Source organism: Marinobacter sp. X15-166B (assembly GCF_001752365.1).
GTDB lineage: Bacteria > Pseudomonadota > Gammaproteobacteria > Pseudomonadales > Oleiphilaceae > Marinobacter.
Window position 1 is genome coordinate 600,070 of the sequence record NZ_MEIY01000001.1, and the last position, 12,521, is coordinate 612,590.

Consider the following 12,521-nt stretch of genomic DNA (forward strand, 5'->3'; position numbering starts at 1 on the left):
TAAGTCTAATCAACAGGGCAACGAGCGCAACCTAATAATCGCCGTAATGAAACAAAGCTCAAACCGGCCTGTCCAAGCTGCAAAGTCTGGACTAAGCTGAAAATATCAGCCGCTGAGCCACCACAGCGTTTTAGAAAGGTGCGCCAGCTCCATGTTTTTAAACCAATAACAAACCAGATCGCCACATGGATTGGCGAAGCAACGAGGAACAACAGGCAAGGCACAAAATAACGATTGTTACTGCAGCGAGGGGTCATCATGAGCATAGTGCACCACTTCAAAAACCGGTATGACTCGACTCAGGAGGAAGAGTATTCGTTGGAGGAGTACCTGGAGATCTGCAAACAGGATCCAGCCGCTTACGCCACGGCCGCAGAGCGCATGTTGATTGCCATTGGCGAACCGGAGCTGATCGATACCTCCCGGGATGCACGGCTGTCGCGTATTTTTTCCAACAAGGTGATCAAGCGCTACCCCGAGTTTTCCGAGTTTTACGGCATGGAAGAGGCGGTGGAAAACATTGTGTCGTTCTTCCGCCACGCTGCCCAGGGTCTCGAAGAGAAGAAGCAGATTCTGTACCTGCTCGGACCTGTTGGCGGGGGTAAAAGCTCGCTGGCCGAAAAGCTCAAAAAGCTCATTCAGAAAGTGCCCTTCTACACCATCAAAGGCTCGCCGGTCAATGAAACCCCGCTGGGGCTGTTTGACCCCGCTGAAGACGGGCCGATACTGGAAGAAGAATTCGGCATCCCGCGCCGTTACCTGGGTTCGATCATTTCTCCCTGGGCGGTCAAACGGCTGCACGAGTTCGGTGGCGATATCAGCCAGTTCCGCGTCGTGAAGCGCTACCCATCCATTCTTGACCAGGTGGCCGTGTCCAAAACGGAGCCCGGCGACGACAACAACCAGGACATTTCCGCGCTGGTGGGCAAGGTGAATATCCGCATGCTGGAAGACTACTCCCAGGATGACCCGGACGCCTACAGCTTCAGCGGTGGCCTGTGCCGCGCCAACCAGGGGCTGCTGGAATTCGTGGAGATGTTCAAGGCACCCATCAAGGTACTGCACCCACTTCTGACGGCCACGCAGGAAGGCAATTACAACACCACCGAAGGCATGGGCTCGGTGCCTTTTGATGGCATCATTCTGGCCCACTCCAACGAATCGGAGTGGCAGACGTTCCGCAACAACAAACACAACGAAGCGTTTCTCGACCGGGTGTACATCGTCAAGGTGCCCTATTGCGTGCGCATCACCGAAGAGATCGAGATCTATCAGAAGCTGCTCCGTAACAGTTCCCTGGCCGGTTCCCCTTGTGCGCCGGACACCCTCAACATGCTGGCCCAGTTCTCGGTGCTGTCTCGGATCAAAGAGCCGGAAAACTCCAGCGTGTTCTCAAAAATGCGGGTCTACGACGGCCAGAACATCAAGGACACCGACCCGAAAGCCAAATCCATCCAGGAGTATCGCGATGCGGCCGGGGTCAACGAAGGCATGGATGGTCTGTCCACCCGCTTTGCTTTCAAGATTCTGTCCAAGGTGTTCAACTTTGATAACTCCGAAATCGCGGCCAACCCGGTGCACCTGCTGTACGTACTGGAAAAACAGATCGAACAGGAGCAGTTCCCAAGCGAGCTGCAGGACCGCTACCTGCGCTTCATCAAAGAGTTCCTGGCGCCCCGCTACGTCGAGTTTATCGGCAAAGAGATTCAGACCGCGTATCTGGAGAGCTACAGCGAATACGGGCAGAACCTGTTTGATCGCTACGTCACCTACGCCGACTTCTGGATTCAGGATCAGGAATACCGCGATCCCGAAACCGGCGAAATTCTGGACCGCTCGTCCATCAACGATGAACTGGAAAAAATCGAGAAACCGGCCGGTATCAGCAACCCGAAAGACTTCCGTAACGAGGTGGTCAACTTTGTGCTGCGCGCCCGGGCGAACAATCAGGGCAACAACCCGTCCTGGCTCAGCTACGAGAAACTGCGCAGCGTGATCGAGAAGAAAATGTTCTCCAACACCGAAGACCTGCTGCCGGTGGTGTCATTCAATCCGAAGGCCAGCCAGGAAGATCAGAACAAGCACAAACAGTTTGTTGAGCGCATGGTCGATCGAGGCTACACCGAGAAGCAGGTACGGCTGTTGGCCGAGTGGTATCTGCGGGTTCGCAAGTCTCATTAATGATGCAACCGGAGCGCCGCTATGGGTATGACCCACATTGTCGACCGACGACTGAACGGAAAGAATAAAAGTGCCGTGAACCGGGAGCGGTTTTTACGCCGCTACCGCAAACACATCAAGAAGGCCGTAGCCGACGCCGTGCAGCGGCGCTCGATCACGGATGTCGAGCATGGTGAGAGCGTCAGCATTCCGGCCCGGGATATTCAGGAACCGGTCTTCCATCACGGTCAGGGCGGCCGCCGGGAAATGGTGCACCCGGGCAATCAGGAATTTGTCGCCGGCGACACCATGCCCAAGCCGCAGGGGGGCGGTCAGGGACAGGGCGGCGGCCAGGCCAGCCCGGACGGCGAAGGCATGGATGAGTTCGCCTTCCAGATTACCCAAGAGGAGTTTCTCGAGTTTCTGTTTGACGACCTCGAGTTGCCAAATCTGGCTCGCAAGAAACTCAAAGACACCGAAACCTTCAAATATGTGCGCGCCGGTTATTCCACCTCGGGGGTACCGGCCAGACTGGACGTGTTGCGCTCACTGCGCGGTTCCCACGCCCGCCGCTTGTCACTGGGGGGCGCGCGGCGGCGCAAGATCCGCGAACTGGAAGCGCAGCTGCAGGCCCTCAAGGCGGCCCCCCCCAATCTGGATGAGGCCTTCAGCCACAAGGATCAGATCGAGGCGCTGGAGACAGAAATCGACCGTCTGAAAAAAAACCTGCGCCGCATTCCGTACATCGATGAGATCGATTTGCGCTACCGGCAGCACGAGAAGCAACCGCAACCCGCCACCAGCGCGGTGATGTTCTGCCTGATGGATGTTTCCGGCTCAATGACCCAGATGCACAAAGACATCGCCAAACGGTTTTTCATCCTGCTGTATCTGTTCCTGAAGAAGAACTACAAAAAAATCGATGTGGTGTTCATCCGCCACCACACCAGTGCCAAGGAAGTTGACGAGGAAGAGTTTTTCTACTCCCGGGAAACCGGGGGCACCATCGTCAGCAGCGCCCTCAAACTGACCCACGACATCATCGAATCGCGCTACCCTCCTTCGGAGTGGAACATTTACGCCGCCCAGGCGTCTGACGGCGACAACTGGAATGACGATTCCCCCATCTGCGGCAAGTTGCTGACCAATAAAATTCTGCCTCTGGTGCAGTACTTTGCCTACGTGGAAATCACCCCGCAGGATCACCAGATGCTCTGGTACGAATATGAGAAAATCATGACCTCCTTCCCGTCATCCTTTGCCATGCAGCAAATCGCAGATCCAGGCGAGATCTATCCGGTATTCCGCCAGTTGTTTGAGAGGAAAGCCGCATGACCGAAACGCTTAACCCCGAGCGCACCCCCATCTCCAGCGGGTCCGAATGGACCTTTGATCTGATCCGGGATTACGTGGAGGCCATCGAACAGTGCGCCGAAGAGTTCGGGCTGGACACTTACCCCAATCAAATCGAGGTGATCAGTTCCGAACAGATGATGGACGCCTACAGTTCCGTGGGCATGCCCGTGGGCTATCACCACTGGTCCTTCGGCAAACAGTTTCTGTCCACTTCCCGGGGCTATCAGCGCGGGCAAATGGGGCTGGCTTACGAAATAGTGATCAACTCCAACCCCTGTATTGCGTACCTGATGGAAGAGAACACTCTGCCGATGCAGGCCTTGGTGGTGGCCCACGCCTGCTTTGGACACAACTCGTTCTTCAAGGGCAACTACCTGTTTCAGACCTGGACCGACGCCAGCGCCATCATCGATTATCTGGTGTTTGCGCGGAACTATGTGGCCGAATGCGAAGAACGCTACGGTGTGGAAACCGTTGAGGAAATCCTCGACTCCTGCCACGCGCTGATGAACTACGGCGTGGACCGTTACAAACGCCCGGCACCGATCTCGGCGGCGGAAGAACAGCGGCGGCAAAAAGAGCGCGAAGAGTACCTGCAACTGCAACTGAACGACCTCTGGCGCACCATTCCAAAACCGGGAACGGACGAAGAGGAGCTGCAGCGGCGCAGCAAGCGCTACCCGGAAGAGCCCCAGGAAAACCTGCTGTATTTCATTGAAAAAAACGCCCCGTTACTGGAGATCTGGCAGCGGGAATTGATTCGTATTGTGCGCAAACTGGCCCAGTACTTTTACCCGCAACGGCAGACCCAGGTGATGAACGAGGGCTGGGCCACCTTCTGGCACTACACCCTGCTCAACCGCATGTATGAGAAAGGTCTGGTCAACGATGGTTTCATGCTTGAGTTTTTGCAGAGCCATACTGCCGTGGTGTACCAACCTCCGTTCAACAGCCCCTGGTATTCGGGGATCAACCCCTACACCCTGGGGTTCAGCATGTACTCGGACCTGCGCCGGATCTGTGAACACCCGACCGCCGAGGATCGCGAGTGGTTCCCAGACTTCGCCGGAACCGACTGGCTGGACACCCTGCATTTCGCCATGAAGAACTTCAAGGACGAGAGTTTCATCCAACAGTTTCTCTCGCCCAAACTGATGCGGGATCTGCGTTTGTTCGCCATTGAAGACGACGACCAGGAAGACGTGTACCGGGTCACCGCCATACACGACGAGCCGGGTTACAAGCCGCTGCGTGAAAAGCTCGCCCGCCAGTACAACCTGAGTTACCGCGAACCCAATATACAGGCGTGGAGTGTCGATCTGCGGGGGGACCGCTCGCTCACCTTGCGACACGTGCCCATTGACCGTGTTCCCCTGGATGAGGACACCGATGAGGTGCTGCGCCACGTTCACCGGCTGTGGGGGTTTGACGTGCACCTGGAAAGCGTCGATAACGGTGTGGTCGTGCAGTCGTATCACTGCCCACCCAAAAAAAACGGCGACTCCTGATCCAACCTTGCAGCCCCGTCCGGGCGGGCCCTGATCCGACTTCTGCGCGCGCGTTTCCCGGTGCGGTGTTTTGTTGCGTATACTGACGGGCAGTACCTGGACAACAATAACGGCGGGAGAACGGATCTCCGGCAACCGCACCCATCGGACGAGGAGTACCCATGAAGCGTTTGGGAACACTGGATGCAGCCTGGCTGGCGGTGGAATCGGAAGACACACCGATGCACGTGGGTACCCTGCAAATCTTCACGCTGCCGCCCCATGCACCGGAAACGTTTTTAAGGGACCTGGTGTTGCGCATGCGGGAATGCGATGAAGTGGCCAGGCCCTGGTGTCACAAGCTCGCTCACCCCAGCGCCCTGGGCCGCCTGATCGCTCCCCGCTGGAAGATCGACGCGCGCATTGATTTGGAGTACCACGTGCGCCACTCCGCCCTGCCGGCCCCCGGCAGCGAACGGGAACTTGGCATTTTGGTGTCACGGTTGCACTCCAATCCGCTGGATCTGTCCCGCCCGCTATGGGAATGTCACATCGTCGAAGGCCTCGAGCACAACCGGTTCGCGTTATACACTAAAATGCACCACTCCATGATTGACGGGGTCAGCGGCGTGCGCCTCATGCAGCGGGTGCTGTCAACGGACCCCGAAGCCACCGGCATGACGCCCCCCTGGGCCGTGCATGTCGATAAAACCCGCGCGGATAAAACCGATGGTGAGGCAAGTGTGCCGGCGGCGCTCTCCCAGGCCATGGATGCTCTCAAACTCCAGGCCGACATGGCTCCCAAACTGTGGAAAGCGATGAGCCGCCTGGTGCAATCAGCCTGTCACCCGGAAGACAGCCTGTCCACGCCGTTCGCCGGGCCGGTGTCTCCGTTGAACCGGCGGGTCACCGGTCAGCGCCGGCTGGCCACCCAGCACTATGAACTGAGTCGCCTGCGTGAGCTGGCCAAGGCAGGCCAGGCGTCCCTGAACGATATTGTATTGTATCTTTGCGGTACGGCCCTGCGCCGTTTCCTGCTCGACCAGCACAACCTGCCGGCAACGGCCATGACCGCAGGCATCCCGGTGAACATCCGGCCGGCCGATGACGAAGGCACCGGCACCCAGATCAGTTTCATGATTGCTTCCCTCGGCACCGATGAAGACGACCCGCTGAAACGCCTGCAACAAATCAAGACCTCCACCCGGCGCGCCAAAGAGCACCTTCAGGCCCTGCCCCGCACCGCCCTGACCCAATACACCATGTTGCTGATGTCGCCCTATATCCTGCAATTGCTGTCGGGCATGGGCGGGCGCATGCGACCGGTCTTCAACGTCACCATTTCCAACATTCCCGGGCCCCACCAAACCTTGTATTACGAAGGCGCACAACTGGAAGCCATGTACCCGGTGTCACTGATTGCCCACGGGGGTGCGCTCAACATTACCTGCCTGAGTTACGCCGGTGCACTGAATTTCGGTTTTACCGGCTGCCGCGATACCCTGCCCAGCATGCAGCGCCTGGCGGTGTACACCGGCGAAGCTCTGGGCGAACTGGAAGCCTTGTTGCTGCCGACCCCGACCCAGGAGCCTGTGCCGGCCCCCGCCTTACCCTGAACCCTTGACACTTTAGTCTAACCCACTGTGTCGGCTGGCTATTTCTGGTGCTGATCGGTTACACTCGGTTATACAACTATAACTAGCAGGTACCTATTCATGAGCGCAATCCTCCTGATGGTCCTGGGTCTTGGCGGAATGGCCCTGGGCTTTTTCGTTTACTCCAAGTTCCTGGCCCATGTGGTGTTCAAACTGAGTGATCAATTCCGTACTCCGGCGCACGAATTTGAAGACGGCATTGATTTCGTGCCGACCAACAAATTTGTACTCTGGGGTCATCACTTTACGTCTGTCGCTGGCGCCGCTCCGATTGTCGGTCCGGCTATAGCGGTTATCTGGGGCTGGCTGCCAGCCTTCTTGTGGGTCACCCTCGGCACCATATTCTTTGCCGGCATCCACGATTTTGGAGCCATCTGGGCCAGTGTGCGCAATCGGGCCAAATCCGTCGGCACGCTGACCGGTGAAGTGGTCGGCAAGCGCGCCCGTTCCATCTTCTCTATTGTTATCTTCCTGGTGCTGTTGATGGTGAACGCGGTCTTCGGCGTGGTCATCGCCCGATTGCTGATCAACAACCCCAGCGCGGTGGTGCCCGTCTGGGGTGCAATTGCCGTGGCATTGGTGATCGGTCAGGCCATCTACCGCGCCAAAATGAACCTGTTCATGGTGTCCGTTGTCGGCGTTGTTGCCCTGTACACCCTGATTTACATCGGTCCGTCCGTACCCGTGTCCTTGCCAGAGAGCACCCTGGGCCTGTCGGCCAGTGCCGCCTGGATCATCATCCTGTTCGTGTACGCCGCCATTGCGTCGCTGCTGCCGGTCTGGGTGTTGCTGCAGCCCCGCGATTACATCAACGGTTTGCAGTTGTTTGTGGGCCTGGCCGCCCTTTACGCGGCGGTACTGATCGCCAACCCCACCGTGGTCGCACCGATGATCAACGTCGATGTGCCGGCCGGTACACCGTCCATGATTCCCCTGCTGTTTGTGACCATCGCCTGTGGGGCGATCTCCGGGTTCCACGGTCTGGTGGCTTCCGGCACAACCTCCAAGCAGCTCAATAAAGAGACGGACGCGCGCTTCGTGGGCTACTTCGGCGCCACCGGTGAAGGTGCCCTGGCACTGGCCGCCATCATCGCCGCCACAGCCGGGTTTGCTTCCCTCGCCGATTGGCAGGCGGTCTATCACTCGTTCGGACAGGGCAGCGTATCGGCCTTCGTTAATGGCGGCGCCGCTATCCTGAGCGCGGGTACCGGTCTGGATCTGGCCGTCGCTGCCACCATGCTGACCGTAATGGCCGCCCTGTTTGCGGGCACCACCATGGATACCGGCCTGCGCCTGCAGCGCTATATTTTCCAGGAGTGGGGTGAAATCTATAACATCAAGTGGATGGCCAAGCCGCTGCCGGCCACCTTGCTGTCGGTGACCACCTGTCTGGCCCTGGCGTTTGGCGCCGGCGGTGCCGATGGCTCCGGCGGGCTGCTGATCTGGCCCCTGTTCGGCACCACCAACCAGCTGCTGGCAGGACTGACCTTGCTGGTCATCACGGTGATGCTGGTACGCCGCGGTTCGCCGACGTTTTTCACCCTGGCCCCACTGGTGTTCGTGCTGACCATGACGCTGTACGCGCTGCTGATTCAGCTCAAAGGGTTCTACGACAAGGGCGACTGGTTCTTGCTTGGCCTGGATCTGGTGGTCTTGTTCGCCGCGATCCTGGTTACCCTTGAGTGTGTCTCTGCACTGAAGCGGGCAAAAACCGAGCGCGGCGAGGAAGACACGGAAACCGAAGCCGTCTGATCGCTGCAGTCAGTGTTGATGCTGGCCGGACCGGGTGAATGCATTCCCCGGCCCGGCCAGTACTGCCTTGCCCCGCCCCTATTTCTAACCGTGTTCACGCCTCCCGTGGCAGAGGGCATCTCATGAAGCATGTATTCGCCCGCTTGAAATACCTGTATCACAAGGCCGGCACTGCCGGAGCCGAATATTACAATGCCCCCTACCGGGCCGCCATCGCCCGCGCCCAGCGGGACGAGGACGATTTGTTCATGTTGCTGGTGTTCAGCGAAATGATGGGCATCCCTAATCCTGCCAGCTGGTATTGTCTGGAACTGCAACCTCTGCTGATGGAGCGTTTCCACGACTGGCATACCCGCATGGGCATGGAACGCTCGCCCCTGGATCACTTCCGCTGCTGCTAACGACGGAGTCTGTCATGTTGAATCTCACCACACTGCTTACCGAGCGCAAGCTGATTATGGTTGGTGGTAAAGGCGGCGTGGGCAAAACCACCACCGCTTCCGCGCTGGCTCTCGCCGCGGCCAATCAGGGGCGGCGGGTTTTGCTGGTGTCCACCGATCCGGCCCACAGTCTGGCGGATGCGTTTGATCGCAACATTGGCGGCCAGATCACCCGGATGGCCGCCAACCTTGACGCGCTGGAACTTGATCCGGAGGAAGAGGTCGACGCTTATCTGGAGCGGGTGATGCGCCAGATGCGCCGCTACGCCGGCCCCGACCAGGTCAATGAGTTACGACGGCAATTGCGTCTCAGCAGCCAGTCTCCGGGCGCCCAGGAAGCCGCCATTCTGGAACGCATGGCGCGGCTGATTGAAGACAGCGAACAGGAGTACGATCTGCTGGTGTTCGACACGGCGCCCACCGGTCATACCCTGCGTCTGCTCACACTGCCGGAGATCATGGCCGCCTGGACCGACGGCTTGCTGAAACACAACAAACGCTCGGAAAAACTGGGCAAGGCGCTCGCCCACCTGACGCCGGCGAAAAGCGTGGATACGCCGTTTCAGGACCCTACCCGGAACGCCACTGAAGGCATGGACAAGCGCAGCAAAGAGCTGACTGAAACCCTGTTGAAGCGGCAGCGGCTGTTCCAGCGAACCCGCCGCACGCTTAACGATGCCGATCACACCGCGTTTTTGTTTGTCCTGACCCCGGAAAAATTACCCATCCTGGAAACCCGGCGGGCGATCGACTCGCTCAACGAGGCCAATATCCCGGTTGCGGGCGCGATCGTGAATCGCATCATGCCCAAGCCGGGCACCGATGAATTCTGGGCGGCCCGTTATGAGCGCCAGCAACGGCACCTGGAAGAAATCGCCGAAAAACTGGCGGGCGTCGACACGGCCCGGTTGCCGCTGATGGCTCAAGACGTGCAAGGGCTGGCGCAACTGGAGGCTTTCGCCCAGGCGTTGACCGGTTCACGGGAGTTTTAGCCGACCTGCAACAGCCGCAACAATTGCGGCTGTTGACCCTGCGGTAAAATATCCGCAAGCGTGTATCGGTCCAGGGTTTCCAGAAAGGCCTGCAGGGCTTCAGCCAACACGCCTTTCAGCCCACAGACCGGGGTGATTTTGCACCGTTGGCCGTCGGCGAAACACTCCACCAGATTGAAGTCTTGTTCGGTCTGCCTCACCAGTGCGCCAACATTGATTTCCGCCGGCGCCATACGCAACCGCATGCCGCCGTGTTTTCCCCGCACGGTCTCGATATAACCCTGCAGGTTCAGCTGGTGCACCACTTTCATCAGGTGGTTTCTGGAGATCTGATAGCCATCGGCGATTTGCTGGATCGTGGTCAGCCCGTCCCCCTGCACCGCCAGATACATCAACACGCGCAGGGAATAATCGGTATATCGAGTGATATGCATTCAAATACTCCAATAAACGGTCATCGCCCCCTAGCGGGGGGGACGCGACACCAAAAAGGCGGCCAGGCTACAAAAAAACACGGCAAGAAACACCAACAGGCCGATGTGCGCACCACCCATATACAGGGTCACCCAGCTGATTGACAACATGAGACAGGCCAGCCATTTGGCCCGCGTCGGGACGGCTCTGTTGTCGCGCCAATTGCGCACCATTGGCCCATAGCGGTGATGAGTATCCAGCCAGTGGGCGAACTCCGGCGAGCCGCGACTGGCACACCAGGCCGCGAACAACACAAAGGGTGTGGTAGGAAGGAGCGGCAGAACCACCCCGGCTGCGCCCAGGCCCAGACTCAGGTAAGCCAGCAACCGATACACCCTATGCCTCATGGCCCGGGCCCCCTGTGTTTTTCAATGAACCGGTTGCCCCAGAGACTTTAACGACACCGGCCGGGTAACATAAGAAATTTTGATGCCGGTAGCAAAAAGCAGGGTGCCTAGGTGGGCCGCGATCTGCATTGGCATCGAAAATTGCTCCGCCAGCGGGTAAGCCAGCAAGACAGCCCCAATAAGGCAACGATAAAGAACAGCATGGCTCGATTGGAGCATTCAAAATGCATGTTCAAGTTACACCCGCAAAGTGCAAGGATCAAGATGGAAATCGCCCCGGATCAACGTCAATTGATCAGCGCCGCGCCGGCCGCCTTCCTGGTGTTTGCGGCCCCCTCCTCCAAGGTACTCCCCACTGGGTATCACCCTGATGGTTTAAATCTGGCATACTGAGGCCCAAATGCTGAACATAATAAGAGAGATATGACATGCCCAAAGCTCCTTTAACCGACCGCTTTGGCCGCACCATCGACTACGTGAGGCTATCGGTTACCGATCGTTGCGACTTTCGCTGTGTGTACTGCATGTCTGAAGACATGACTTTTTTACCACGGAAACAGGTACTGACTCTTGAGGAAATCGCCCGTCTGGCGCGCACTTTCAAGAGCCTTGGCACCGAAAAGATTCGCCTGACCGGCGGTGAACCTTTGGTGCGCAAGGATATTGTCGGGCTGGTCGAGGAAATCGGCGCATTAGGGCTGCGTGACTTTGCCATGACCACCAACGGCAACCAGCTCACCAGACTGGCCGAACCACTGCGCCAAGCGGGCCTGCACCGCCTCAATATCAGCCTCGACACCCTGGACGCCGAGCGGTTCCGCACCATCACCCGCACCGGCAACCTTCAGCGGGTACTGGACGGGCTCGATGCCGCCCGTGACGCGGGTTTCAAGCGCCTCAAACTCAACACGGTCATCATGAAAGGCCGCAACGATGATGAGGTGACCGAGTTGGTGGAGTTTGCACGCGCCAAACAGGTCGACATCAGTTTTATTGAAGAAATGCCCCTCGGTGAGATCACCGCACACGATCGCGGTGAAAGCCTGTGCAGCAGCGACGAAGTGCGCGCGCTCATAGAACAGCGCCACGAACTTCTGCCCACCACCGACGACACCGGTGGCCCGGCACGTTATTACCGCATGGCCGACAGCCCGATCCGGGTCGGGTTTATTTCCCCCCATTCCCACAATTTCTGCGCCACCTGCAACCGGGTACGCGTGACCGTGGAAGGTCGCTTGCTGTTGTGTCTGGGCAACGAGCACTCGGTAGACTTGCGACGGGTGTTGCGGGGGTATCCGGAAGACGACGGACATTTGCGGCAAGCGATCATCGATGCGATGGATCTGAAGCCGGAGCGTCACCATTTCAGCAGTGAAGGGGAGGTACAGATTTTGCGTTTTATGAATATGACCGGGGGATGAACACGCCCCACCGGTGCAGTGGGGCACGTCAGACCGTCTGGGCCGTGCCCCGCTTCGGGGTTTACAGGCTCAACACCCACTCGGCCAGAGCCTTGGCCTCTTCTTCGGTGACCGCGTTAGGCGGCATGGGGACTGGCCCCCAAACACCCGAAGAACCGTTTTTGATGTGCCCCGCCAGCAGTTCAACAGCGCCTTCCTGATCGGCGTATTTTGCGGCCACGTCTTTCAACGCCGGGCCCACCAGTTTGCTGTCAACCATATGACAGGCCACACACGGCTTGCTCTTGAACAAGGCTTCGCCGTCGGCGGCATTGGCCAGCAGGGGTGCCGCGAACAGCGGCAGAACTGCCAGTGCGGTCAACAATCGTGATGTTTTCATCGTTTCCTCTCTCATTGGGTTGCTCACCAATTATAGCCCGAGCTACAACCAGTGTTAC

12 protein-coding genes are annotated in these 12,521 nt (G+C 58.4%); 8 read left to right on the top strand and 4 right to left on the bottom strand.

The window, feature by feature from the left end; translation table 11 throughout:
- Positions 1-5: 5 nt before the first annotated feature.
- Entirely contained in the window at positions 6-266 is a 261-nt protein-coding gene (locus BG841_RS16810; protein ID WP_141737051.1) for a hypothetical protein, read from the bottom strand.
- Between BG841_RS16810 and BG841_RS02895 the strand changes: the two genes are divergently transcribed.
- The 7 genes from BG841_RS02895 to BG841_RS02925 all read left to right on the top strand — a co-directional run bounded on the left by BG841_RS02895 (position 259) and on the right by BG841_RS02925 (position 9,842).
- The gene (locus BG841_RS02895; RefSeq protein WP_070056281.1) at positions 259-2,181 is read left to right on the top strand and encodes a PrkA family serine protein kinase; all 1,923 of its coding nucleotides are present in this window, start codon (positions 259-261) and stop codon (positions 2,179-2,181) included. The two genes, BG841_RS16810 and BG841_RS02895, sit on opposite strands and share 8 nt — an antisense overlap.
- A 27-nt stretch (positions 2,182-2,208) precedes the next feature.
- Positions 2,209-3,495, top strand: coding sequence for a YeaH/YhbH family protein (locus tag BG841_RS02900; RefSeq protein WP_206744000.1), 1,287 nt, complete (start codon positions 2,209-2,211; stop codon positions 3,493-3,495).
- On the top strand, positions 3,492-5,024 hold the full coding sequence (locus BG841_RS02905) for a SpoVR family protein (RefSeq protein WP_070056283.1): 1,533 nt from the start codon (positions 3,492-3,494) through the stop codon (positions 5,022-5,024). The genes BG841_RS02900 and BG841_RS02905 overlap by 4 nt, the downstream gene beginning before the upstream one ends.
- 161 nt (positions 5,025-5,185) lie before the next feature.
- On the top strand, positions 5,186-6,619 hold the full coding sequence (locus BG841_RS02910) for a WS/DGAT/MGAT family O-acyltransferase (protein WP_070056284.1): 1,434 nt from the start codon (positions 5,186-5,188) through the stop codon (positions 6,617-6,619).
- A 99-nt stretch (positions 6,620-6,718) separates the two neighbouring features.
- A complete protein-coding gene (locus BG841_RS02915) occupies positions 6,719-8,410 on the top strand; it encodes a carbon starvation protein A (RefSeq protein ID WP_070056285.1) in 1,692 nt (563 codons plus the stop codon).
- 122 nt (positions 8,411-8,532) lie between these two features.
- The gene (locus BG841_RS02920) at positions 8,533-8,811 is read left to right on the top strand and encodes a cory-CC-star protein (RefSeq protein ID WP_070056286.1); all 279 of its coding nucleotides are present in this window, start codon (positions 8,533-8,535) and stop codon (positions 8,809-8,811) included.
- Between the two features lie 14 nt (positions 8,812-8,825).
- The gene (locus BG841_RS02925; RefSeq protein ID WP_070056287.1) at positions 8,826-9,842 is read left to right on the top strand and encodes an ArsA family ATPase; all 1,017 of its coding nucleotides are present in this window, start codon (positions 8,826-8,828) and stop codon (positions 9,840-9,842) included.
- Here the strand turns inward: BG841_RS02925 and BG841_RS02930 are convergent.
- Entirely contained in the window at positions 9,839-10,276 is a 438-nt protein-coding gene (locus BG841_RS02930) for an RrF2 family transcriptional regulator (RefSeq protein WP_070056288.1), read from the bottom strand. The two genes, BG841_RS02925 and BG841_RS02930, sit on opposite strands and share 4 nt — an antisense overlap.
- 30 nt (positions 10,277-10,306) lie before the next feature.
- Positions 10,307-10,663, bottom strand: a complete 357-nt coding sequence (locus tag BG841_RS02935) for a YbaN family protein (RefSeq protein WP_070056289.1) — start codon at positions 10,661-10,663, stop codon at positions 10,307-10,309.
- 428 nt (positions 10,664-11,091) lie between these two features.
- Between BG841_RS02935 and moaA the strand changes: the two genes are divergently transcribed.
- The gene (gene moaA, locus BG841_RS02940; RefSeq protein ID WP_070056290.1) at positions 11,092-12,084 is read left to right on the top strand and encodes a GTP 3',8-cyclase MoaA; all 993 of its coding nucleotides are present in this window, start codon (positions 11,092-11,094) and stop codon (positions 12,082-12,084) included.
- Between the two features lie 61 nt (positions 12,085-12,145).
- On the opposite strand, the gene BG841_RS02945 is transcribed toward moaA, so the two are convergent.
- Positions 12,146-12,463 carry a c-type cytochrome gene (locus BG841_RS02945; protein WP_141737052.1) on the bottom strand — a complete coding sequence of 106 codons (318 nt, stop codon included), beginning with the start codon at positions 12,461-12,463 and terminating at the stop codon, positions 12,146-12,148.
- Positions 12,464-12,521 lie beyond the last annotated feature (58 nt).